The 23,863-nt window shown below is 59.5% G+C and carries 19 protein-coding genes, 1 tRNA gene and 2 pseudogenes; 13 read left to right on the top strand and 9 right to left on the bottom strand.

Annotated elements, in window-relative coordinates; all coding sequences use genetic code 11:
• Positions 1–2 precede the first annotated feature (2 nt).
• The 6 genes from hutU (at position 3) to G0P99_RS16465 (ending at position 8,105) form a co-directional block, all read left to right on the top strand.
• On the top strand, positions 3–1,667 hold the full coding sequence (gene hutU, locus G0P99_RS16495) for a urocanate hydratase (protein ID WP_164131572.1): 1,665 nt from the start codon (positions 3–5) through the stop codon (positions 1,665–1,667).
• 403 nt (positions 1,668–2,070) lie between these two features.
• A complete protein-coding gene (locus G0P99_RS16490; protein WP_164131571.1) occupies positions 2,071–3,363 on the top strand; it encodes an integrase arm-type DNA-binding domain-containing protein in 1,293 nt (430 codons plus the stop codon).
• Positions 3,363–4,109 (top strand): hypothetical protein, encoded by a 747-nt coding sequence (locus tag G0P99_RS16485; RefSeq protein ID WP_164131570.1) that lies wholly within the window; start codon positions 3,363–3,365, stop codon positions 4,107–4,109. The genes G0P99_RS16490 and G0P99_RS16485 overlap by 1 nt, the downstream gene beginning before the upstream one ends.
• Positions 4,110–4,531: 422 nt before the next feature.
• A complete protein-coding gene (locus tag G0P99_RS16475) occupies positions 4,532–4,774 on the top strand; it encodes a hypothetical protein (protein WP_164131568.1) in 243 nt (80 codons plus the stop codon).
• Positions 4,775–4,865: 91 nt separating this feature from the next.
• Positions 4,866–7,337 (top strand): DUF3987 domain-containing protein, encoded by a 2,472-nt coding sequence (locus tag G0P99_RS16470; protein WP_164131567.1) that lies wholly within the window; start codon positions 4,866–4,868, stop codon positions 7,335–7,337.
• A gap of 228 nt (positions 7,338–7,565) precedes the next feature.
• Entirely contained in the window at positions 7,566–8,105 is a 540-nt protein-coding gene (locus G0P99_RS16465) for a hypothetical protein (protein ID WP_164131566.1), read from the top strand.
• A 279-nt stretch (positions 8,106–8,384) separates the two neighbouring features.
• Here G0P99_RS16465 and G0P99_RS16460 read toward each other — a convergent pair.
• Positions 8,385–8,669, bottom strand: a pseudogene (locus tag G0P99_RS16460) (transposase); the annotation flags it as partial.
• 183 nt (positions 8,670–8,852) lie between these two features.
• Here G0P99_RS16460 and G0P99_RS16455 point away from each other — a divergent pair.
• From G0P99_RS16455 to G0P99_RS16445, 3 genes are all read left to right on the top strand, one after another.
• Positions 8,853–9,584 carry a hypothetical protein gene (locus tag G0P99_RS16455; RefSeq protein ID WP_164131565.1) on the top strand — a complete coding sequence of 244 codons (732 nt, stop codon included), beginning with the start codon at positions 8,853–8,855 and terminating at the stop codon, positions 9,582–9,584.
• 63 nt (positions 9,585–9,647) lie between these two features.
• Positions 9,648–10,697: a GSCFA domain-containing protein gene (locus tag G0P99_RS16450; protein WP_370462814.1), complete on the top strand. Its 1,050-nt coding sequence runs from the start codon at positions 9,648–9,650 to the stop codon at positions 10,695–10,697.
• Positions 10,698–10,777: 80 nt separating this feature from the next.
• A protein-coding gene (locus tag G0P99_RS16445; RefSeq protein ID WP_164131563.1) for an IS630 family transposase occupies positions 10,778–11,738 on the top strand; the annotation gives its coding sequence in 2 pieces (ribosomal slippage) (positions 10,778–11,122 and positions 11,124–11,738; 960 coding nt in all).
• 274 nt (positions 11,739–12,012) lie between these two features.
• On the opposite strand, the pseudogene G0P99_RS16440 reads toward G0P99_RS16445, so the two are convergent.
• The 5 genes and pseudogenes from G0P99_RS16440 to G0P99_RS16420 all read right to left on the bottom strand — a co-directional run.
• Positions 12,013–12,702 (bottom strand): annotated as a pseudogene (locus tag G0P99_RS16440) (IS5 family transposase); the annotation flags it as partial.
• A gap of 360 nt (positions 12,703–13,062) precedes the next feature.
• Positions 13,063–13,139, bottom strand: a tRNA-Arg gene (locus G0P99_RS16435).
• 63 nt (positions 13,140–13,202) lie between these two features.
• Positions 13,203–14,588, bottom strand: a complete 1,386-nt coding sequence (locus tag G0P99_RS16430; RefSeq protein WP_164131562.1) for a HAMP domain-containing sensor histidine kinase — start codon at positions 14,586–14,588, stop codon at positions 13,203–13,205.
• Between the two features lie 15 nt (positions 14,589–14,603).
• Positions 14,604–16,022: an FAD-dependent oxidoreductase gene (locus G0P99_RS16425; protein ID WP_164131561.1), complete on the bottom strand. Its 1,419-nt coding sequence runs from the start codon at positions 16,020–16,022 to the stop codon at positions 14,604–14,606.
• Between the two features lie 3 nt (positions 16,023–16,025).
• Positions 16,026–16,757 (bottom strand): TVP38/TMEM64 family protein, encoded by a 732-nt coding sequence (locus tag G0P99_RS16420; protein WP_164131560.1) that lies wholly within the window; start codon positions 16,755–16,757, stop codon positions 16,026–16,028.
• Between the two features lie 309 nt (positions 16,758–17,066).
• Here G0P99_RS16420 and rpmH point away from each other — a divergent pair, with 309 nt between their 5' ends.
• From rpmH to G0P99_RS16400, 4 genes are all read left to right on the top strand, one after another.
• Positions 17,067–17,201 carry a 50S ribosomal protein L34 gene (gene rpmH, locus G0P99_RS16415; RefSeq protein ID WP_164131559.1) on the top strand — a complete coding sequence of 45 codons (135 nt, stop codon included), beginning with the start codon at positions 17,067–17,069 and terminating at the stop codon, positions 17,199–17,201.
• A 25-nt stretch (positions 17,202–17,226) separates the two neighbouring features.
• Positions 17,227–17,652 (top strand): ribonuclease P protein component, encoded by a 426-nt coding sequence (rnpA, locus tag G0P99_RS16410; RefSeq protein ID WP_164131558.1) that lies wholly within the window; start codon positions 17,227–17,229, stop codon positions 17,650–17,652.
• Positions 17,653–17,709: 57 nt separating this feature from the next.
• A complete protein-coding gene (gene yidD, locus G0P99_RS16405) occupies positions 17,710–17,946 on the top strand; it encodes a membrane protein insertion efficiency factor YidD (protein WP_164131557.1) in 237 nt (78 codons plus the stop codon).
• Between the two features lie 70 nt (positions 17,947–18,016).
• Positions 18,017–19,639 carry an acyl-CoA dehydrogenase family protein gene (locus G0P99_RS16400; RefSeq protein ID WP_164131556.1) on the top strand — a complete coding sequence of 541 codons (1,623 nt, stop codon included), beginning with the start codon at positions 18,017–18,019 and terminating at the stop codon, positions 19,637–19,639.
• Here the strand turns inward: G0P99_RS16400 and G0P99_RS16395 are convergent.
• Genes G0P99_RS16395 through G0P99_RS16385 form a run of 3 tightly spaced genes read right to left on the bottom strand, consistent with a single transcriptional unit; the run spans position 19,636 to position 23,852 of the window.
• On the bottom strand, positions 19,636–20,886 hold the full coding sequence (locus G0P99_RS16395) for an FAD-binding oxidoreductase (RefSeq protein WP_164131555.1): 1,251 nt from the start codon (positions 20,884–20,886) through the stop codon (positions 19,636–19,638). The two genes, G0P99_RS16400 and G0P99_RS16395, sit on opposite strands and share 4 nt — an antisense overlap.
• Positions 20,876–23,095, bottom strand: coding sequence for a TRAP transporter fused permease subunit (locus G0P99_RS16390; protein WP_164131554.1), 2,220 nt, complete (start codon positions 23,093–23,095; stop codon positions 20,876–20,878). Before G0P99_RS16390 ends, G0P99_RS16395 begins: the two co-directional genes overlap by 11 nt.
• 28 nt (positions 23,096–23,123) lie before the next feature.
• On the bottom strand, positions 23,124–23,852 hold the full coding sequence (locus tag G0P99_RS16385; protein WP_164131553.1) for an aspartate/glutamate racemase family protein: 729 nt from the start codon (positions 23,850–23,852) through the stop codon (positions 23,124–23,126).
• Between the last annotated feature and the right edge of the window lie 11 nt (positions 23,853–23,863).

Below are 23,863 nucleotides of genomic sequence, written 5' to 3'. Positions count from 1 at the left end.
CCATGACCTTCACCCGCAAGAATTCCCGGATCGTCCGATCCCCGACCGGAACTGATCTGACCGCCAAAAGCTGGGCCACCGAGGCACCGTTGCGGCTGTTGATGAACAACCTCGATCCCGACGTGGCAGAACGACCCGAGGAGCTTGTGGTGTATGGCGGTATCGGCCGCGCCGCGCGCAACTGGGAGTGCTTCGATGCCATGGTCGAGGCGCTCAGGGCTCTGGAGGCGGACGAAACCCTGCTTGTTCAATCCGGCAAGCCGGTCGGTATCTTCAAAACCCACCGCATGGCACCACGGGTGCTGATCGCAAACGGGAATCTCGTTCCGAACTGGGCCAACTGGGAGCATTTCAACGAACTGGATCGCCTGGGCCTGACCATGTATGGCCAGATGACCGCCGGGTCTTGGATATACATCGGCAGCCAGGGCATCGTGCAGGGCACCTACGAGACTTTTTCGGCCATCGGCCAGCGCCATTTCGACGGCAAGGTCAGCGGCAAGCTGGTGGTGACAAGCGGGCTTGGCGGCATGGGCGGGGCACAGCCCCTGGCGGCCACAATGGCTGGCTTTCATGCGTTGGTCGTCGAATGCCAGCGCGACAAGATCGAGTTCCGCATCCGCACCGGCTATCTGGACCAGGCCGCCGAAACGCTGGATCAGGCGCTGGACATAATCAGGAATGCTACGCGACCGGTTTCGGTCGGGCTGCTGGGCAATGCCGTCGACGTGCTGGAAGAACTGGAAAGGCGGGGTGTCCGCCCCGATGTGCTGACCGACCAGACCTCGGCGCATGACCCGGTCAACGGCTATCTGCCGCAAGGCTGGACGGTCGGCCAGTGGAACGACATGCGCGAGAAGGATCCCGAGGCGGTGTCGAAGGCGGCGAAGCAGACCATGGCACGCCATGTCGACCTGATGAACGCCGCCAGGGAAAAGGGCAGTGTGGTTCTGGAATACGGCAACAACCTGCGCGCGATGGCCATGGAGGCGGGCGCCGAGAACGCCTTTGGCTTTCCGGGCTTCGTTGAAGCCTATGTGCGGCCCCTCTTCTGCGAGGGCAAGGGACCGTTCCGCTGGGTTGCGCTATCGGGCGATCCTGAGGATATCTACAAGACCGACGCGAAGGTCCGGGAGTTGATGCCGGACGACAAATTCCTGCACAACTGGCTGGACAAGGCGCGCGAACACGTCCGGTTTCAGGGGTTACCCGCGCGTATCTGTTGGGTCGGGCTTGGGGATCGGCATCGGCTGGGTCTGGCCTTCAACGAAATGGTGCGCAACGGCGAACTGAGCGCGCCCGTTGTCATAGGCCGCGACCATATGGACTCGGGCTCGGTCGCCAGCCCGAACAGAGAGACCGAAGGAATGCTCGACGGCTCGGATGCAATATCGGACTGGCCGATCCTGAATGCACTTCTGAACGTGGCCAACGGCGCGACCTGGGTGTCCTTTCACCATGGCGGCGGAATGGGCATGGGGTTCTCGCAGCATGCCGGCATCGCCATTCTTGCCGATGGCAGTCGCGAAGCCGATGAAATCATCGGGCGCACCCTGTGGAACGACCCTGCCAGCGGTGTGATGCGTCATGCAGACGCCGGTTATGATATTGCAATGGCTTGTGCCGACCGGAATGGACTGAACCTGCCGATGGCGAGCAAGAAGTAACATCGCCCGGTGTCACGCCGCACTCTTGGCCGTCATGATGAAGTCCGGCACCCTTGCTGAACGTAGGTGCGGAACCCAGGCGCATGGGCCGACTAAGGCCGATACATCACCCAAATGAGCGACCCTGGATGGCTTCTGTAGAACAAGGCGATCCACACCCGATATTGCCCATAGTATGGATGTTAAAATCGATATCGGCTAGCTACTGCTTCGCCTAAGCGTTTGATTTTTAGGGGATTACCATGGCGGACCGAGGAACCCCCATTTTCCTGTCGCAACATGTAGCGATCACCCTCATAAGCTACTGTATTAAATATATATTTTAACATTTCCCGTTGTCACCTGTTGCAGTTTGTCGCGATCATTCGCATATTTTTAGGCGGGTATGATGCGGGGTGAACAGATGCCGAGAATTGCCAAGGAACTTTCCGCGCTGGATGTTAAGCGCTTGCAGCATCCCGGCACGGGCGGAAATGCGACATTCGCGGTGGGCGGTGTCTCTGGGCTGTTGTTGCAGATCACGCCGAACGGGGGCCGCACTTGGCTCTTGCGCGTGACCGTCGGGAACAAACGCCGGGAAATCGGTCTCGGTGGCTTCCCCGATGTGACGCTGGCAATGGCACGGGAACGGGCGCGTGAGGCAAAAGACCTGATCCGGCACGGTATCGACCCGGTGGAGCAACGCAAGGCTGCACGGGCCGCGTTGGTAGCAGATCAGCGGCGGGGGCTGACCTTTGCGGAGGCAACCGAAAAGTGTCTTGCATCGAAACTGGACGCTTTCAGGAATGCGAAACACCGGCAACAATGGGAAAATACGCTGCAGAGCTATGCCATGCCGGAACTTGGCAAGATGCTGGTGCAGGACATTGAAGTGCAGGACGTGCTTCGCGTTCTGGAACCGATCTGGCACAGCAAGACGGAAACGGCATCGCGCCTGCGGGGCCGGATCGAGGCCGTTTTGTCATGGGCGACCGTGGCGGGGCATCGGACGGGCGACAATCCGGCGCGTTGGGCTGGCAATCTCAAGGAACTCCTGCCCCCTGCCGCGAAAGTGGCGAAACAGGACAACCAGCCTGCATTGCAGATTGACGATGCGCCGCGCTGGTTCAAAGCTATTGGAGAACGCGAAGGCATGGGCGCACGCGCGCTGGAATTTGCCGCCCTGACCGCCACGCGTTCGAAAGAGGTACGCGGGGCCACATGGGATGAAATAGACATGGACACCGGGCTTTGGACCATTCCGGCAGCACGAATGAAGATGGACCGCGAACTTCGCGTTCCCTTGACTGCCGAGGCACTGGCTTTGCTGAAAGCCGTGCCGCGCCATGCTGACAATCCGCTGGTCTTTCCCGGCACACGCGGCGGGCAAATGTCCGACATGACCTTGAGTGCCGCCATGAAACGGTTGCACGCTGACGATGTGAAAGCAGGCGGTCAGGGGTTTGTTGACCGTGTCAGCAAGCGCCCTGCGGTTCCGCATGGGCTGCGCAGCACGTTTCGCGATTGGGTGGCCGAACGCACGCACTTCCCCGGCGACATGGCCGAAGTGGCCTTGGCCCACAAGGTCGCAAACGCGGTGGAGGCCTCTTACCGGCGCGGCGACATGGTGGAGAAGCGCCGCAACATGATGGCCGCATGGGCGGACTTCCTGACCGGCAGAGACGGTGCCGGGGCGAGCGTTGTGAGGATTGGGTGATGTGGTGTCCCGAAAGCTATGTGACGTTGTCGGAGATCGTTCATCTGTTTAACCTGGACTTGGACTACTTGTTTCTTCCAGCCGACGACCACCCACACTACGAATTGGAGGAAAGTTTTCACCCGACATCGCTTGACCCGATAGAGAGAAAAGCAGCGCGGAATTGGTTGATCTCAGGGTTCTTCGAAGTTTTTGGCAGCGACATCCGTGCATGTCTGCCCTCTGGCGCCATAGTGAAAGTTGATGGTAGTTTTCTTCGCTACTCTGACCCTGATTGGATGGTTGACTACGAAAACCCAACGGATAAGAACAAACCGGGCTTTGATAAGCTGGATCTCTTTAGTGACAGTACCTTTCCGAGAAAATATTTCTACCGGCAATACCTTGCGGAAAGAAAGTTTGACCATCTGGTAGAGGCCAAAATGCTACTCGGGTCATCTAACCCGATAGCTGGTGCAGCACTGTGCATCAAGGAAAGCAATACGCGAGTGGCCAACCTTGACCAATTGGCGGATTGGTTGATCGCTAAGATTGAAGCCCAGCCTGGAGAGAGGCGAGACCGTTTCGATGCTGCCGAAGAAGTTGTGCAATTGATTGTAGAGGCTTTCCAGTCCGGAAAGGTACGTACAAAAGCTGAAGCAAAGAAGATGTTTGCTCATGACATGAAGCACGAAGCCTGGCTTGCTCTGTGGCGTGAGGCTTGCGAAATTATGCCCGAGCTTTCGCGACCAGGCCCGCGCTCATAATTCGAAAATCTATTCGGAATACTTCTCGGTTCGTGTCATGAATTGAGCCTGTCACGATTGCTACCAATCGCAACTGATTGGAGTGTATTGCATGACGCACACCTACTTTCGGGATACAATTGCACCTCGCAAAACGCACACGTACCTCCCGGACACCAAAGTAGCCGAACGCTACGACGTACATCGCACGACCCCTTGGCGTTGGGCGAAAACTGACCCGAGCTTTCCGAAACCGGTGGTGCTGTCCCCGGGATGCACCCGCTGGAGACTGGCTGACCTTGAAGCCTGGGAACAGTCCCGCGAAGTCGCCGAATAAAAACCGCCACCCCGAGCATGGGGCGGCGGCGCGATCTGTTTCGGCTTGGGGATAGCCAAAAGATAGCGCGAACCGCCCTTGTTAACAAGACAAGAGGCTTTCGAGCATGACAACATCGATACGAAAAGCACGACGCGCCTGGGCCGCAGAAGTTCGCAAGGTTATTAGGCAAGGCAAAGTTTTCATTCAGGAAATCCAGCACGACGACTGGTGCGGGATCTACACGCATGAGCGCACCTGCAACTGCTCCCCCGACCGGGTGCTGAAAGACGACAAGGGGCATGTTCTGGCCCGCGTCAGAGGTGCTGGGTTCTACGACCCGATGGAACATCTGGAGGTGCTGAAATGACCCGCCTTCAGATCCTCTACCTGCGCCGCCTGCATGGGCTGACCGAAGCACAGGCGCAGGCCATCGCCGCGTTGATCTGGGGGGCAAGCTGATGAACCAGATGCCCCAAAACAACGTGACCTCAAACCATGACCTTGCCCGTCGCCTGGCAATTGGCGGCATTCCCGTCTTTCCCTGCCGTGAAGCCGATTGCGACGGCAAGAAAGCGAAAGCGCCCTACACTTCGAGCGGCTTCAAGGATGCAACCACCGATGTTGAGCAAGTGGATCTTTGGTGGAGCCAGCATCCCGGTGCAGTGCCTGGTATTCCCACCGGCACGGCGAGCGGGCTGGCGGTGATAGACGGTGACGTGAGCAAGGAAACGGGCGAGGCAGTCGGCAAGACGGAAATCATTGACCTTGGTCTCACCGATCCGCTGGCCGTTATGGTGAACACCCCGAGCGGCGGCGTGCATTACATCTTTCGCCACGTTGAGGGTGCAGGCTGTACGACAAAGCAGGTGGCATCCCATGTCGATACACGCGGGGATGGCGGTTACATCATCGCTCCCGGCGCAATCATGGCAAACGGAGCGTCTTACACCTACGCGGACCGCCCGCTGGCTGAAGCCCTGCGGCAGGGCGATCTGCCTGAGTATCCCCTAACCGCCTCGCAGGCCGCGATTGAGGCGCGCAAGCGAGATAGGCACCCAACTCCTTCCAAAGCCGTATTCGGGGTAGATACGGGCGGTTTCGGAGATACGCAGGCAACGGACGACGAAACTCTGGAGGTCCTGGACCGCCTGCTGGCAACCGCACCCAACAGCCTGTCGCGCGAAGATTGGGTAAAGCTGGCGCTGTCACTGAAGGCCGGGTTTGGTGAGACCCTGCGTTCCGGCTTCATTGCCTTTTCTCTGCGCTATTCGGGCGGCACGCCCTGCGATGCTGCCGAAGCTTCGCACGTCTGGCAATCTGCCGACACTCCGCGAACGATCACCGGCATTGCCCCGGCACTGGCCTTGCTTAAGGAAGCTGTCGGAGAAATGGACTGGAAAGAGGCCTGGCGCGAAACCCTGTCCAAACGTGATGCTCTCGCCCTGCCAACGCCAAGGAGCGCCCCTCCCGAGGAACCGCAACCGCTGGTGCGGGAAATCGCTCCTGGGGCACCTTATCCCGTGGAGGCTCTGGGAGGACTCAGGAAGGCCGTTGAGGCCGTTCAGGGCATGACACAGGCTCCTGTGGCCATTCCTGCCGCATCGGCCCTGTGCGTCGCCTCTCTGGCCGTTCAGGGGTTTGCCAATGTCGAAACGCTGGGTGGGTTGCGCCCTGTATCTGTCTACGCCCTGACCATCGCGCAATCCGGCGAGCGCAAATCAAGCTGCGATGCGCCCTTGATGGCGGCATTGCGGGACCATGAACGGGAACAGGCCATCGCCCAGCGTGACGATCACGCAAGCTGGGTCAATGCGCAGGCGCTCTGGAAGGGCGAACGCGACCGCATTCTTGCCGAGGCGAAGAAGGGCAAGGGAGAGAAGCGAACGGCAGCGCAAGCCGATCTGGCGGCAATGGGCAAGGAACCTGCCGCGCCGCCAAGCGCGGACCGCACGGTGACGGAACCGACCTTCGAGGGTCTGACCCGTCTCTTTGCAACCGGACAACCGTCGCTGGGCATCTTCTCGGACGAAGGCGGGCAGTTTCTGGGTGGCCATGCGATGAACAGCGATAACCGGCAAAAGACGTTGGCGGCGCTGAACGACCTCTGGCAAGGCAACCCGATCCGGCGCACACGGGCCGGGGATGGACATGCCACGCTCTACGGTCGTCGGCTGGCGGTGCATCTGATGGTACAGCCCCGTGTTGCCCGAGCCTTTATGGCTGACCGCATGGCGACAGAAACCGGCTTCCTGCCCCGGTTCCTGATCTGCGAGCCACCCAGCGCAATCGGCAGGCGAGAACACGCAAAGGCGCGGCGTGACGATACAGCGCTAGCAGAGTTTGCGGGCAGGCTTCAGGGCATTCTCGCCCGCCCAATGCCGATGGACCCCGAAACCCGCGAACTGCAACCCCGCGAATTGCCCTTGGCACCGGAAGCCCGTGCCTTGATGATCGGTTTTTTCGATGCAATCGAGCTGGAGCAGGCCCCAGGCGGCACCCTCGCTCATGTCACCGGGTATGCCTCCAAGGCAGCGGAACAGGCCGCGCGTATCGCTGGCGTTCTGACGCTGTGGCGTGACTTGGACGCCTCCGCCGTCACGGCTCAGGACATGGCTAACGGCATCGCGCTGGCGCAATACTACCTGTCCGAAGCCGTGAGACTGACCGACGCTGCAAACACAAGCGAGGAAATCGACCGGGCGGAAATGCTGCGGAAATGGCTGCTGGAATGCTGGCCACATCCTGAAATCCTGAAAAGTGAAGTGGTGCAATTCGGCCCGAACCAGCTACGGGAATCCCCTAAGGCCCTGGCCGCACTGCGAGTGCTCGAACAGCACGGATGGTTGGTGCCGCTGGACCCCGGAGCGATTGTCCGAGGCAAGCCACGCAAGGCGGCTTGGCATATCGTGAGGCGCGGCGATGTGGTTTGACGTGAAGGCCGCGCTGGCGAAAATCGAAGCTGACCCCCCTGCTAATCTTGCTAATCCCGCTAATCGGGTTGGTGGATTAGCAGAAATAGCGGGATTAGCAGCACCCCCGAACATGAAAAGCGTACCTCACGCCCCCTGCCCAGTCTGGCAGGACAAGCACGCACAGCGCATTGCCGAGGTGTTCAACGCCTATGGATGCATGGGGCCATATAACCCGGAGGCATGGAAATGAGCAAAATTGAAAAAGCAAAACCGAACGAGGTGGGGGTAGAGTTCAGCGGATCGGCTGAGACAGGCCATGAAGTCAAACTCAAGACTAAGGACGCCCTTCAAAAGATATTCGGTACATCGGACGAGTTCCTGGCGGAAGCACTCTTTAACCAATGCCTGAAACCGCTCAGGGCGTGCGAAGCGAGTGACAAGTACCCGGCCAATGATGAAAGGGCGTTCATGATGACGATTGTCAACGATCTAGCCCCCCGCGACGCCGTGGAGCGGATGCTTGCGGTACAGATGGCGGCAACGCATGTTGCGACGATCCGTTCGGCCCGATGGCTGGCCAATGCCGACACCATTCCCCAGGTCCAGGCTCATTACACCGGGTACAACAAGCTGGCGCGAACCTTCGCGGCGCAGGCCGAAGCCCTGAGAAAACATCGAACCGGGGGCGAGCAAAAGGTCACGGTGCAGCACGTCAACGTGTCGAACGGAGGACAGGCCATCGTAGGAAACGTGCAGGCAGGGGGGAGGGGTAAAAATGAAACATGACGCCAACCCCATGCACGCGGCGAATGCAGCGCCCCGTTGTGCCGCGAAATCGAAGCGCACTGGTCTCCCCTGCAAAAATCCCGCTGTCCGTGGCTGGAAGGTCTGCCGAATGCACGGGGCACGGGGTGGGCATCCACCCGGCAAGGATCACCCGTCCTGGCAGCATGGTATGCGATCACAGGAATGGGTCGAGGCCAGGGCAGAGATCAACGAACTGCTGCGAGAGACTCGGGAAATTGAGCGCCTGCTCAAGCTGGATTGATATTTCATGCAAGGCCAGATGGTGGTCTCGTCCGGGATGCGGTCGTCGCCAAGTTTGATGCCCGCGAAGTGCTGCCTGGCGTCGCTGTCATAGAGCATCTCCTCGGCCATCGGATCGCTGAGCGCGTACCATTTCTGAAGTAAGTACACCCGCAGCATCGTCTCCAACGGCATCGGCAGACGCCCGCCCTTCGGCCCCGCCTTCTGATAGTGCAGCTCGATCAGCGCGAGAAGCCGGGTCCACGGCACCACCGCGTCCATCTCGGCGAGGGACTTCTCCCGCCGCGTCTGCTTCTTCTTCATCGCGTTACGGAGGCCGGGAAAGGCGGGCTACTTCGGCATCATCGGGGAGCGTCCTTCGTGCTCCCGCACAGTCCACCCCAGGCCGATCGGAGGGCGAGGTTTTTCAGACGTTCCTTAGGTTGACAACAAGCTTCGGGGCGATAAGCTTGTTAAAGGTTTGAACAATAACAGAATCATGTCTCGATGGCACCAACACTTAGAAAATTTTTGATTGTCGGCACTAGCCACGTTGGAGCCATACGCAGAGCTGCATCGACGCTTGAAAAGCAAGGCAAAGAACTTGCGAAGATAGCTTGCCTACATTTGCGCGAGAAGCGCTACGAAGACTGCTTTGGCGACGATAACGATGAATTCACCGGAGCTCTGGCTGAAGACATCGCTCGACACGTCGAAGATGGATTCGAACTTGTTTCATGTATTGGCGGCAATGCATACAATATTCTTGGTTTAGTAGAAAGCGAACAACCATTCGATTTCATTTATGAAACGAATAGCTCTTCGCCTCAACGTGAACTTATCCCTCTTTCGATTGTACGGACGGCAATTTTGCGTCGTGACCGTCGCTACCTGCAATGGATTGCAGCCCTGGCAAAGTTTGGACCCGTTCACCATATTTTCTCGCCACCGCCAGTGCGTTCTTCTGAGTACATTCTGGAACATGCTGAAGACGTGTTTCAGAGATTCGGAGTTTATGAGCTCGGCGTCACTCCGGCAAACATCCGTCTGAAACTTTGGAGACTACAATGTGAGATCCAAACGGAGTTTTTGTCTGGCTCGGGCGTAACATGCATCACCCCTCCTGACAGGGTGCGAGATGGTGACGGATTTCTCCTAGAAGACTTTGCCGCCCGAGATGCAAGTCATGGTAATACCAAATATGGCAAACACGTAATATCATATTGCGCAAGTATCTAGAGTTTAAAAGCGACCATGAATCCGTACAGATCACTTCCGAGCCATGCATTCTGGCGAAAATCCGTGGCAGAAGTTCATCCGAGCGAAGTCACTCCAGTGGTTGAAGCGCCTTTTACCATATTGGAATCTGATAAAATAGCCACCGCTGGTAGCTGTTTTGCTCAGCACATTGCCAATCACCTGTCTAGGAGTGGATATAATTACCTCGTAACAGAGAATGCAAACCCGCGCTTTGAATTTGAGAGTAGAAACTTCAATTACGGTGTTTTTACAGCTCGTTACGGCAATATCTATACATCTCGGCAACTCGTGCAGTTGTTTGATCGAGCTTACGGAAATTTTGAACCAGAAGACGTAACATGGAAGAATGCGAAGGATCAATGGGTCGACCCGTTCCGACCCCAGATCCAACCAAACGGCTTCGAAAGCGAAGATGAACTTCTGGCAGACCGACAACAACACTTTGCGAGAGTCCGCGAAGCGTTCGAGAGCTTGGATTACTTTGTATTTACACTTGGACTTACTGAGTGTTGGCGATCAAAATCAGATGGAGCTGTTTTTCCGGTTTGTCCCGGTGTGTCCGGCGGCGAGTTTTCGCCTGAAAAGTATGAGTTTCACAATTTGTCATGTTCCGAAGTCGTCGCAGATATGACCACCTTCATTGGGAAACTTCGCTATATCAATCCCCATGCAAAAGTAATCCTTACGGTATCCCCTGTTCCACTGATTGCGTCGGCATCCAGCCAGCACGTACTTCCCGCCACGGTGCTGAGCAAATCAATTTTGAGGGTTGCAGCAGACCAATTGCAATCGGAATTGAACGACGTGTTTTACTTCCCATCATACGAAATCATCACCGGAAGTTTCAACAGAGGGCAGTATTTTGGGAGCGATCTGCGCTCGGTTACCCCTGAAGGGGTTGCTCATGTTATGTCCGTGTTCATGCGAACTTGTACTGATTCGAAAGCTGAAGTCACACAGCAGTTAAAATTGGCAGCAACCAAAGAAGCGCTACCCACCGGAACCAGTGTTGAAAGAATTGAACACGCGCTGCAGGTAGTCTGCGACGAAGAAGCGTTAGATGCGGGCTTCAATGTTGCGTTGGAAGACTAAAGCGGTTTGCGTTTGATCTGAATCGAAATGGGATTCACAGGAGGCTGTTTGTTTGATTCACTTCTTTTGGGAGGTGGATCATGGGCAAGCCTTACTCTTTAGACCTTCGGGAACGGATTTGCGCATACGTTGCCAAGGGAAACTCGGCCCGGTCTGCAGGGCGGCTTTTCGGGGTGAGCGCGGCGACGGCGGTTCGGTTTGCAGCAGAGCATCGAGACCATGGCACTGCGCTTCCCAAGCTGCAGGGCCGCCCCGCTGGTCAGTTTGGCAAACTCGCACCGCATCGGGAGTTTCTGCTGGAGATCGTGCAGGCCGAACCGGACATTACGCTCAAGGAACTGGCCGCCGCACTCGCCGAGACACATGGTGCAGATGTTCAGCTCTCCTCGCTGCACCGTGCTCTCGAACGGGCTGGACTGTCATATAAAAAAAGGACTGATCGCAGCCGAGCGTGACCGGCCCGCGCTCCGCCATGCCCGTCACGATTGGATCATGCGCCGTCAGCCTCGCATGCGCCAGCAACCGCACAGGCTGGTCTTCATCGACGAGACGGCAGTCAAGACGAACCTCACGCGTCTCCGCGGACGTGCCCCTGTCGGGGAGCGGCTGTACGGCACAGCCCCATTCGGCAAATGGGGCACGCAGACCTTCATCGCTGGACTGACGCAGGACGCCCTGATCGAGCCTTGGGTGATCAAAGGGGCTATGAACGGTCCCGCCTTCGACACCTACATCGAGACGCAACTGGCCCCGGCGCTTGATCCCGGAACCGTCGTGATCCTCGACAACCTGTCCACACACAAGAGCCAGCGCGCCGCCGAAGCACAGCGCAAGAGTGGCTGCTGGTTCCTGTTTTTGCCTGCCTACAGCCCCGATCTCAATCCGATCGAAATGGCCTTCTCCAAACTCAAAGCTCACCTGAGGCGGATCGGTGCCAGGACCTTTGATGCCTTGTTCGAAGCTCTTGGCGACATCTGTGACATGTTCAATCCAGACGAATGCTGGAACTTCCTCAAAGCTGCCGGATATGCCTCAGATTAAACGCAAAATGCTTTAGTGTTCCCCACCTGACAGAGGATTCCCATCGACGATCTTGTGTGCCAGTGTTGGGCGATGAGATGTGATGACCTTTGCCTGTATCTGAGCCCCGATGGCCGTGCCGAGCTTCAAGCTCTGGTCGCCGACCGCAACACCCTCCGTAAGCTGGTCTGGCGGGCCGAGATCGTGCTCGCGACGGCGGATGGCCACGGCACCTTCGAGAGGCGTTGTTGCATAAATCAGCCAAGGGGCGGACTTCCCCTTTCCCCGGACGGATTTACTCTACGGGCACGGTGACGGGTATGCCAAGCGCGGTGTAGCCGTTCAGAAGCGCGATGCGGACCTGCAATTCCGCGACCTGGCGATCGAAGTCTCGAGCCATCAATGACTGACCAAGCAGCTTGATGCAATTCATTTTGGACTCGACACGGCTCCTGCGGTGATAACCGCTCCATCGTCGCCAGATAGCGCGACCCAGGTACTTTGAGGCTCGCAGAGCTTCGTTGCGTGCGACGGCGCCCGGGCTCGTCGGTTTCCATGGCTTGGCGTTTTATCGGGGCGGTATGACAGCGGCGGCGTTTAGAGCGGCAATTGATTCGTGGCACTTTCGGGTGTCTTAGGCACCGTCGGCGGTGCCGCTACTGATCTTCTGATCCGGCGGGATCTGCTCCAGCAGTTCCGGTAGGACAGGTGCATCTGCGATGTTGCTTCCGGTGATCTCGACGGCCCGGACTTCCAGCGTTTCTTCATCGATGCCGATGTGTATCTTGCGCCAGATACGTGTTTTTTCGCCACCATGCTTGCGGGCGTTCCATTCACCTTCGCCTTCGGCCTTGATGCCAGTGCTGTCGATGAGCAGGTTCAGTGGTCCCTTACCGCCACGATATGGGATGCTAACGTTCAGCGTTCGTTGACGGCGGCACAGGGTACTGAAGTCCGGTACCACCCAGTCCAAACCGACAAGCTTAAACTGTCCACTTAACCTTCTTTCCGTGCTATTTTCGGGAAGGAGGAACACCCCATGGGACGATCATCGACAGCGAATAAGGCTGCGCCGCGTCGCTGAATGTTGGACGGCACCGACCTCGGGGAAACTCAGGTTTTTGAAGGTCACGCGAGGGACTGCCCGAGATTCTCCAAGGGAAGGTATGCAGGTGCTGAACGCGACGCCGTGGCGCGTGGAAATGACCTTAGCGCAAAATACAAGCTACCCCGCCAATGCAACTAGGTGTCGCACCTGATAGCACCCAAGCGCAAAACAGTTGGCGGGTTTTTTGGCGGGTATGATCAGATTTCCGCTAAATTTGCCAATTATTTCAAGGGCAAATGGCGGACCGAGGAGGATTCGAACCCCCGACCCCTTGATTCGTAGTCAAGTACTCTATCCAACTGAGCTATCGGTCCGCGTGGTGAGGCGCTATCTAGACGTTACACCAAGGCCACGCAACCCGATTCTGCTCAATTCCTTCAAAAAGTTTTTTCGCCTTTTGGCAGCCTTATTTCAAAGGTGGTTCCCTCTGGACCGCTGTCTTTCAATACCAATTCTCCACCGTGGCCACGCACCAATTCGGCCGAAATTGCCAGGCCAAGACCCGAGCCGCCCTTGCGCACTCCGCCCTGGAATGGCGTAAACAGGTTTTCACGCGCCTTGAGAGGTAGTCCTGGGCCGGTATCGGAAACCTCGATAATCCAGTGCTGCTCTGTCTCATGTCCGCTGATGGTGACCTGCCCGGGCCGGTCCAGAACCTCCAGGGCCTGGCGCGCATTCCGCACAAGGTTCATCACCACCCTGAAAAGCTGTTCAGGGTCCGCGCGCGCTGACATGCCATCTGGTACATCGTTTGCGATCTCGATCTTGCCCTCGACCAGAGCCAGGCGCTCACTGGCGGAAACGTCCTCGGTAATCGCACGAACCCGGACCATGGTCAGCATCGGCGCCGGCTCTTCGGCCCGTCCAAAGGCCAGAGTGCTTTCGCAGAGCGATACGGCGCGGGTGATCGAGTTCACCAGTTTGGGCGCCATTCGACGCACCAAGGGATCTTCGCTCGCTTCGATCCGGTCGGTGAACAACTGGGCAGAGGTCAGGATATTGCGGAGGTCATGGCTGACCTTGGCGACGGCGCCGCCGAGTTGTGCCAGGCGCTCGCGTTGTTTGAGGGCCTGTGTCAGTTGCAACTGCAACATCTTCAGGGCTTCCTCGGCCTCGCGCAGTTCTGTCACGCCCGCGCTCGGCGTGATGATCCCGCGAACGTCTTCGGGGGCACGCGCGTACCGCTGCATGTAATCGACAACTCCTGTGATCGGCCGGACCAGCGTTGCCCGCACAGCCAGAAACAGGAAGAAGGCGGTGATGACCGAGATCACCAATGACAGGATCAGTATGCGTATGCCATAGTCGATCATCGCCATGCGCAACGGGGCACTGTCCATGGTCACTTCGATCAGTGACCCGGCCCCCTTGACCGGTTCGCCAATGACCCGGATCACCTCGTTTCCGGGAGAAAAGAACCGTTTGAGCGCATCCCGCATCAACGGAAATGGTGCTGCTTGCCGCAAGTCGTAGGTATGCCCGATCTGCGTGGGGATCGGAGAGCTGAGCATCAGTTGCCGAACCTCGTCCCGACGCAGCACGACGTTATAAACCCCGGCATTGGCCAGCAGTTCGGCCTCGAGTTCGGTTGCCAGCATATCGTCCGCCAGCAGAGCGAGGGACGCGATCTGCGCGCGTTCCAGCCTGTTTTGTAGAAAGTCCTGGCGAAAACGGGCAATGGACGGCACGAAGATCAGCACTTCGGCCAGCATCACAAAGACCACGGTCAGGATCAGGAACCGACCTGAAAGCGAGTTCAGCATGATCTCCTTTTCCGGTCAGGGGAGCCAGCGCTGGACCAACCTAACCACTCGTTTAACCGTCTGGTTTTCGAACAACCGTGGAGAGAAATAAGCTCCGGCGGCACGTTTGTTAACCTCCCCATATGTGGGGTATGGTGAAACCATCGCAGCAATCTGGCTCATCTTGAGGTTATTGGCCAAGGCAAGCGACCACAAGCCGACGTGCTCGCCCGCCTGGTGTCCGACGATAGTGGCACCGATGGGGCGCCCCCTGATTACCATGACCTTGATAAAACCTTCGGTCCTTCGCTCGGCAATGGCACGATCGTTGTGGTGGTAATCAAAGCGCACGATCTCGACACGGTCACCGTGCCGGTCACGGGCCTCGGCCTCGGTCACGCCGACCTGCGCCAGTTCCGGATCGGTATAGATGGATCGCGGAATGTGAACCGAGGTGGATTTCGACGGAAAACCGAACAGCGCTGACCGTATGACGATACCGGCGTGATAACCCGCCACATGGGTAAATTGCATCCCGCCAGCGACATCGCCAATGGCATAGACTCGTCTGTTGGTGGTGCGCAGCCCTGCATCGGTCCGGATACCGGAACCGGTGGTTTCGATGCCCGCGGCCTCGAGGTTCAGGCGATCAGTGTTGGCCTTGCGCCCGGCGGCAACCAGCAGATGGGTGCCGGCGAAAATCCGGCCCTCGGCACTGACGACCTCGATGGCCCCGCCATTGTCGCGAACCTGCGCCGCCATGGTTTGTTCGACAATCTCGACGCCTTCGCCCCGCAGTTGGTCCAGAATCAGCGCTACCGCTTCGGGGTCTTCACGGGCCAGCGCCCGGTCGGCCTCGATCACGGTCACCGGGCACCCCAGCCGCACATGCGCCTGGGCCATTTCCAAGCCGATCGGCCCTGCGCCGATGATTAACAGGTGACCGGGCTTTTCACGCAAGTCGAACAGGGTTTCGTTGGTCAGGTACGGGACCTTGTCCAACCCGGGGATCGGCGGCACCAGCGGGGAGGATCCAGTGGCAAGCACGATGCGGCGCGCGGTGATCACATGGTCCCCGGCCTGAACCTCGGTTTTCGAGATGAATCGGCCATACTCGCGGATCACCCTTACGCCCAGACCCTCGAACCGCTCCTGACTGTCCACCGGTGCGATCCGGTCGATAACTTCGCGCACATGCCTCATGGCCGCGCCATAGTCCACCTGAGGTGACTGGTTTGCTACACCAAACACCGCCGCATGCGCCTGACCATGCGCAGCCTTGGCACTGGCGATCAGCGCCTTGGAGGGCACGCAGCCAAAGTTCAGGCAATCGCCGCCCATTTCGTGGCCTTCCAGCAGAACCACGTCGGCGCCCATCTGGCTGGCCCCCGCTGCAACCGACAATCCGCCGGAACCGGCGCCGATTACCAGGAGGTCGGTTTTGATCCGCTGCACGGCTCAGGCTCCCTTGCGGCTGCGCAATGCCTTGAGGACGATCGGCAATGCAGCGAGCAGACAAAGACCCAGGATCGGGCCAATCACGAAGGGTTCGCGCAGGAGCGACAGATCGGGTGTTTCACCCCGGTCGAACACTTCACCCAGCCCGACCCCGATCCAGGTGAAAACGATAGCGCCGGGAATAATGCCCAAAGCCGTGGTCAGCACGTAGTTCCGCAACTTGACCCCAACCAGGGCGGGAATCAGGTTGGCAGCAAAGAAGGGCACCGCCGGCACCAGTCGCAACAGGAAAAGAACGGGTATCTCGTTCTCACGCAGCCCGTCTTTGAGCCGCTTGACCGTCCCTTCGGAAGCGTCGAGACGGGCGGACAGCGCCGCTCCAAGGCCTGCGCGCGCGGCCAGAAAGATCAGCACTGCTCCGATAGTGGCCGAGACAACGTTCAGGGCAGTGCCAGCCACCAGGCCGAACAAGAACCCGCCTGTCATCGAGGTCAACGCAGCACCAGGGAGAGAGAAAGCCACAATCGTCACGTAGACGCAGACGAAGATCGCCGCCATAGCGGCAAAATGGGCATCCCGATAGGCAACCAATGCCTCGCGATTCGCGGCCAGAGTGTCAAAGGTCAGATAGTCACGCAGAAGGAACCCGCCGACCAGCGCGACAAACAGAATGATAATCAACGGCATGTGCCGCAAGCGCCCGATGGCAGATGCGTTTGCTGTATCACTCATTGCAGGGCGATCCGGATCCGAGTCGTTTTTCAGTGGCATTGTCCATCTAACATGCAGTTGCAGAGGGCCCGCAAACAGCCCCATCACGCCCGGTTGATCCAACAACGTTCAAAACGTGAGATTTTTGCCCGTTCAGGCGGATTCTGAAACCTTTGGGCTGGCGTCGTCCGGGAAATTGTTGCAAAAGCCCGCAAAACCCGACGTAGAGGGTTTGACTTGCCCGGGAACTCGCTTTAGAGGACGGGCTTCGAAATAGACCCGGGAGGCGAATCCGCGCCGCACCCGACCGCAAGATTGGAGTACGGAGCGATGAAACGCACCTATCAGCCTTCGAACCTGGTTCGCAAACGCCGCCACGGTTTCCGCGCCCGCATGGCAACCAAGGGCGGCCGCAAGATCCTGAACGCACGCCGCGCCCGTGGCCGCAAGGAGCTGAGCGCGTAAGCGCATACAGCCCGTTCTGACGGACATGACACCGCCGGAGGCCCCCATGGATGGCTCTGCCAAACCGGGGAAATTGCCTCCGGCGGTGTCCGTTTGTGCACCTGCCCGAATGACAGTCCTGAGCAAGCGCAGCGATTTCCTAAAAGCCGCCCGCGCCAAAAGGCAACCGGCACCGTCGATGCTGGTGCAGGCCCGGCGCCGCGTACCCGGCGAAGCGGACGGCATCCGCGTCGGGTTCACCTGCTCGAAGAAAGTCGGAAATGCCGTCGCCCGCAATCGCGCCAAGCGGCGTTTGCGGGAAGTCGCGCGCAAAGTGCTGCCCGAGATTGGACACGATGGCTGGGACTATGTCCTGATCGGCAAGCCCGGCGACACCGCTGCGCGACCCTTTGACATGCTGGAAAACGATCTGCGCAAGGCGCTGGTCAAACTGCATTCTCCCAAAAGCTGACACCATGCGTCGCAATGCCTGTTGGCGCCCCGGCACGCGCGCCATAAGTTGCAGATCATGACGCCTCTCGCCCATATCCTTGCGCTGCCGGTCCGCGCCTATCGGCTGGTTTTCAGCCCCTGGGTCGGCTTCAACTGCCGGTATCAACCGACCTGTTCGGCCTATGCGCTGGAAGCGCTGGAAAAACACGGTGCGCTGCGCGGCACGTGGCTGGCCATGCGCAGAATCGGGCGCTGCCACCCGTTGGGCGGCGATGGGTACGACCCGGTTCCGGACGAACCAAAGGACAAGTGACGGCCCGTCAGGCTTGACCGACTGCATACCCAGGCAGAGCATCGCGGCAACTCATCTCCCTGAGGTCGCCATGCGCTCTGCCCCCTTGTCCCATCTTGCCACCCACGAAGTCTCCAACCAGCCTGAGGTACGCGGCGACATCGACCTGTGGATCAGCGATCCGGTATTGCGAGAAACCGCCGCCCTTGCCGGGGCGCAACCCCAGAAGCTTGCCGACTATGGCTGCACCATGGGCAGGTCCGAGATGCGCGAGGCCGGGCGCGAGGCCAACGCCAATCCACCTCGGCTGGAGCTGTTTGACCGGGGCGGCCGCCGGTTGGACGAGGTCCGCTTCCATCCCGCCTATCACCGGTTGATGGAGGCAAGCCAGTCCGCCGGCTATGCCGCCATCGCATGGGAGGGCCAGCCGGGCGGTCACGCCACGCATGCTGCAATGGTCTACCTCGCCAGCCAGGTAGAGCCCGGTCATTGCTGCCCGATGACGATGACTTATGCCGCGATCCCGGCTCTGTCCGCCGACAGTGCCATCGCGGCCGATTGGCGACCCAAGCTGATGGCACGCTGTTATGATCCGACAGTGACCCCGATCGGCGAAAAGCGCGCCGCGACGCTGGGCATGGCGATGACCGAGAAACAAGGTGGCTCGGACGTGCGGGCAAATTCCACCATTGCCCGGCGCGACGGCGACCATTGGCGGCTCAAGGGGCACAAGTGGTTCTGCTCGGCGCCGATGTCGGACGGGTTTCTGACGCTGGCGCAGGCGCCGGGCGGGCTGACCTGTTTCCTGCTGCCCCGCTGGCTGGAGGGCGAGCGAAACGCGATCCACCTGATGCGCCTGAAGGACAAGCTGGGCAACAAGGCAAATGCCTCCTCCGAGGTCGAGTTCCACGATGCGCTGGCCTTTCAGTTGGGCGGCGAGGGCGACGGGGTGCGCACCATCATCGAGATGGTCCATCATACGCGACTGGATACCGCGATGGCCCCCGCCGGGCTGATGCGCGCGGCGCTGGCCGAGGCGCATCACTGGGTCCAGCATCGCAGCACCTTTCAGCGCCGCCTGATCGACCAGCCGCTCATGCGGGCGGTGCTGGCCGATCTGGTGCTCGACTGGGAAGGGTCCCTGACACTGGGCCTGCGGGTGGCGCAGGCCTTTGACAGCAGCGACCCGGCCGACCGCGCCTTTGCCCGCATCGGCGTGGCACTGGCAAAGTTCCTCGCCAACAAACGCTGCCCGGTGGTTGTGGTCGAAGCGATGGAGGTTGTGGGCGGCATGGGCTATGTCGAAGAGACCGGCCTGCCGCTCCTCTATCGTGAGGCGCCGCTGAATGGAATCTGGGAAGGGTCGGGGAATGTGATCTGCCTCGATATCCTGCGTAGCCTCGCGCGTGACCCGCTGGCAGCCGAAACACTGAAGGCAGAATTGGTGGCCGCCAGTGGCGTGGATGCGCGCTATGACGCCGCCCTGACCGAGCATGCCGCACGATGGCCCGCCCTCCCGCCCGAGGCAGAAGCACGGTGGTTTGCCGAGCGGACAGCACACATGCTGACCGCGTCGCTGCTGATCCGTAAAGGCCCGGCCGCCGTTGCCGACATGTACACCGCGACCCGGTTGGCTGGTGACAGCGGACGCATCCCCGGCGCTATCGCCGCCGGTGACGTGGGCGGCGTTCTGGCCAGACTGGGCGGGACCTAGCCAAAGCGCAGGACACGAAACGGCGAAAGGTCCGTGTTCGCCTTGCGTCCTGTTGCGATATCGGCCACCAGCTCGCCGGTCTTGGGCGCCATCATCAGCCCATAATGGCTGTGCCCGAATGCGGCGATCAGGCCGGGAAAGCCCTCAATCTCTCCAATACAAGGCAGACTGTCGGGCAGGCTGGGCCGTTGACCTGACCAGGTAGTGTAATCCGTGCTGTTCAGATCGGGCGACAAGCGCTTGGCAAGTTCGACCAGCCCTTTGAGCCTCTTTTCATTCACCGGCGCATCCAGACCGGCAAACTCTGCGGTCCCCGCCACCCGCAGCCCATCCTCCATCGTGGAGGCCACGAATTTCATGTCGGCATCCATCACCGAGTGATTCAGCGTGATGCCCGGGCGGGTAAAGCAGACATGATACCCACGCTCGGCTTCCAGCGGGATGCGAATGCCCAAAGGACGGAGCAATTCGGTCGACCAGACCCCCATCGCCAGCACCAATCTGGGAACGATCAATTCACCCTGATCCGTGCCGACCGACCAACCCCCACCTTCCAAAGGCAGAATGGCGTGCACCGTAGCCCGCCGAATCTCGCCCCCCATATGCTGAAGTTTTTCGGCAAGGACCTTGCCCACGCGCCCCGGCGACAGCGCCCGCGCCTGCCCCTTGATGAGGATCGCCGCGCGAAACTCCGGTGACAGGGCCGGTTCGAGCGCACGCAAGTCCTCGGCTCCGATCCGTTCCAGATCCGCACCGATTGCCTGGCGCAACTCGGCATCCAGCGTATCAAGCCGGGCGGCATCCGGGTCACGATAGGCATGCACGTAGTAGCTGTCGCGGATCAGATCCTCGTGCCCTGTCCCAGCCAGATGGCGGCGAAACAAGGTGATGCAATCCCGGTTCAATAGCTCCATCGCGGGCGAGATCTGCCTTACTTTCTGCTCGCGCCCTTGCCAAAGAAAGCGCAAACCCCAGGGTGCAAGGCGCGGCAGGTAAGAGGGCCGCACGGTTACGGGACCAAGCGGGTCCAGCAGCCAGCCCGGAACCTTTTTCCAGATACCCGGCATGGATTGCGGCACCACCGACCAGGGCGAGATGATGCCCGCATTGCCAAAGGATGTCGCTTGCCCCGGCTCGTCCCGGTCGATCAGGGTGACCTTGATCCCCCGTTCGGTCAGCGCCAGCGCAGTGCAGATCCCGACGATCCCGGCGCCGAGGACGGTGACTTCCTCGACATCAGGCGACATGGGTCACCCCCTTGCGCTGCACGATCTGGCTCAGCACCGCAGGGGCGGCGATCAGAGCGGCGATCAGATCCGCTTGGAGAGAGGGGGCGATGAAAACAATTCCGGCGATGGCCATCAACACCCGGAACAAAGCTCCCATCGGTACCAACAAGTAGCCAACAACAGCGGAGGACAGGCAGATCACCCCCAGAATGCAGCTGGTAGCGGCATAGCTGAAGGTCCAGAGGTCAAACCCGGTCTGTGATACAAACAGCAGGACCGGCGCATAGACAAAGGCCATCGGGGCCACGACCTTGCCCAGGCCAAGGGTGAAGGCGGAAATCCCAGTCCGGAAAGGATTGGAATTCGCAATCGCCGCCGCCGCATAGGCCGAGGTACAGACCGGGGGCGTGATTTCAGCCACAACCCCATAGTACAGCACGAACATGTGGCTGGCGATGGGCGGCACCCCCAATTGCGCCAGCGCGGGCTGTGCCACCGAAACCAGCATGATGTAGAGCGCCGTCGTCGGAATACCCGCGCCCATCAGGATACAAGCGAGCGCGATGAAGATCAGGCTGAGGAACAGCGTGATCTGATCGACCGAGAACAGCTCATACCCTCCAAAGCTGAACAATCCCGCCAGATCGGCGCCCAGCGCCCCGGCGCCCTGCGTAACCATGAAACCGATCCGGAAGCCCACCCCGGTGGTGTTGATCACGCCGACAACCAGACCCACGGCCGCCGACGCCGCGCCAACCGCCAGCGCATATTTCACCCCGGTTTCAAAGGTTTCGGCCATCTGCGGCAGGCGAATTCGCTCTTGCGGATTGAACGCGCCCAGAACCGCACAAGCGATCAGAACCGCCGACATCGTAAGGTCGAAGCCCTGGTCGGAGTATTTCCAGATCACAAAGGCGATGAACGCCGCCGGATAGATCAGGGTGATCGGTGCCTTGACCCGCGACATGCCGGTAACCAGTGCCAGCGAAATGCCGCAGAAAGCCGACATGTAAGGCGTGTAGCCAGAGAACAGCACAACAAGAAGCCCCACCAACGGCACCAGATTGGCCCAGCCGTCGCGCCAGACGGCCGCAAATTTCGGAAGCGCGTCTTTTGTCATGCCCTGCAAGTTCAGGCGCCGCGCCATCAGGTGAACGACACTGAACACGCCGACATAGTGCAGCAGCGCCGGAAAGATGGCGGCAATGACAATGGTCGTGTACGGAACCTCCAGAAACTCGGCCATGATAAAGGCCGCCGCCCCCATGATCGGCGGGGTGATCTGCCCCCCGGCCGAGGCCGCGGCCTCGACCCCGCCCGCGAAATGACCCGGGTAGCCAAGACGTTTCATGTTTGGAATGGTCAGCGACCCGGTCGAAACGGTATTGGCCACCGACGACCCCGAGATGGTGCCGAAAAAGGCCGAGGACACAACCGACACCTTGGCCGGCCCGCCAGTGTATCGACCGGCGAGGATTGTCGCATTGTCGATAAAGAGCTGCCCCAGTCCCGTACGCTGCGCGATGACCCCGAACAGGACAAAATGAAAGACAATGGTCGAGACCACCCAAAGCGTGACGCCAAAAATGCCCTCTTGCGGGAAGTACATCGACGAAACAAAGGTCCGGAACTTGACGCCGGGATGTTGCAGAATGCCGGGGAAGATCGGTCCGAACAGCGCATAGGCCATAAAGACACAGATGATGGCAGGCAGAACCCAGCCAAGCGTGCGTCGCGCAATGTCCAGAACCAGCACGATCAGGATGCAGCCGAACACCATGTCATACCCGTTCGGGTTGCCCATCCGGAACGTCTGCTCCTCGATCCCAAGCCAGGGCACACCATGCCAAGCAAACCCGAGGTAGAGCGCCGATGCGACCCCCAGCAACATCAGAAGCAGGTCCAGATACGGTACCCCGCCATAATGCATCAGGCCGGTCTTCATATCATATGAGTTGCGGGTGCGAATTATCGGAAACAGCGCATAGGTCAGAATGAACAACCCCGACAGGTGCCAGCCCATGTGCCAGTAGTCGGTCGGCAATCCGAATCCCGCCGTCAAATAGTGATAGACGGCAAAGGTCAGGGCGACCCCCTTGAGAAACAGGGCGAAACCCGGCGACACGGGCCGTGTCGGCGCGCTTTCGTCGTATTTCTCCTCGATGGCCGCCAGCTCCTCGGCGGTCAACGTCCGGTTTTGGGCATCGTCTGTCTTTTGCACGCTCATTGTCTGTCACCTCGAACCGGTTGCGCGGTCAACGAATGAAGCCGGCATAGGAACCGCGCAGAACCGCGGAGTGGACCATGCTGGCCAGTGTGATGATATCGAAAACGGGGCGTTGCAGTTCACGTTGCAGCGCATGGGCATAGGGGGGCAAATCGGTGCATTCCAGCAGGACCGCCCCGATTTCGGGGTCTCTGGCCACCAATTGGCGACCTGCCGCCAGAAGTTCGCTCTCGACCTTGTCGAGATCCATGTCATCGCGCACGCCCCTCAGGATAACGTCGGCGAATTCTGCGCTGTCTTCCATGCCCTGCACCAAGACCGGAACCCCTGCCGCCCCGGCTCCGGCAAGATGCTTCTCGGTCAAGGCCGGGGCAGAGGCGGTCAGCACACCCACCGGGCGCTGCGTCATGGTATGGATCAGCGGCAACTGCACCAAGGACGAGACGAATACCGGAACTGATACGGCTTGTGCAATCTCGGCCTGGAACAGGGCCAGAAACCCGCAGGACCCGGTGATCGCCTTGACCCCGCTGCGCTCAAGACGCCGCGCCGCGTCAAGCAAGGGGTCCAGCATGTCGGGTGTCGGGGAATTCAACAGTTTCGAAACCGTCAGCCCCTGGATGATTTCATAGGTCAGCGTGAACGGCAGACTCGAGGGGTTCTTGATATGACCTGGCGGTTTCGGAAAGTAGGATTCAAGCGACAACACGCCGATCGAAACGCCACAAATGTTTATCCCGCCTTTGACAAGGTTCATATCGGGTCTCC

This window comes from Ruegeria sp. PrR005 (assembly GCF_010500245.1).
GTDB lineage: Bacteria > Pseudomonadota > Alphaproteobacteria > Rhodobacterales > Rhodobacteraceae > Ruegeria_B > Ruegeria_B marisflavi.
This window is presented reverse-complemented; position numbering and strand designations above follow the sequence as displayed.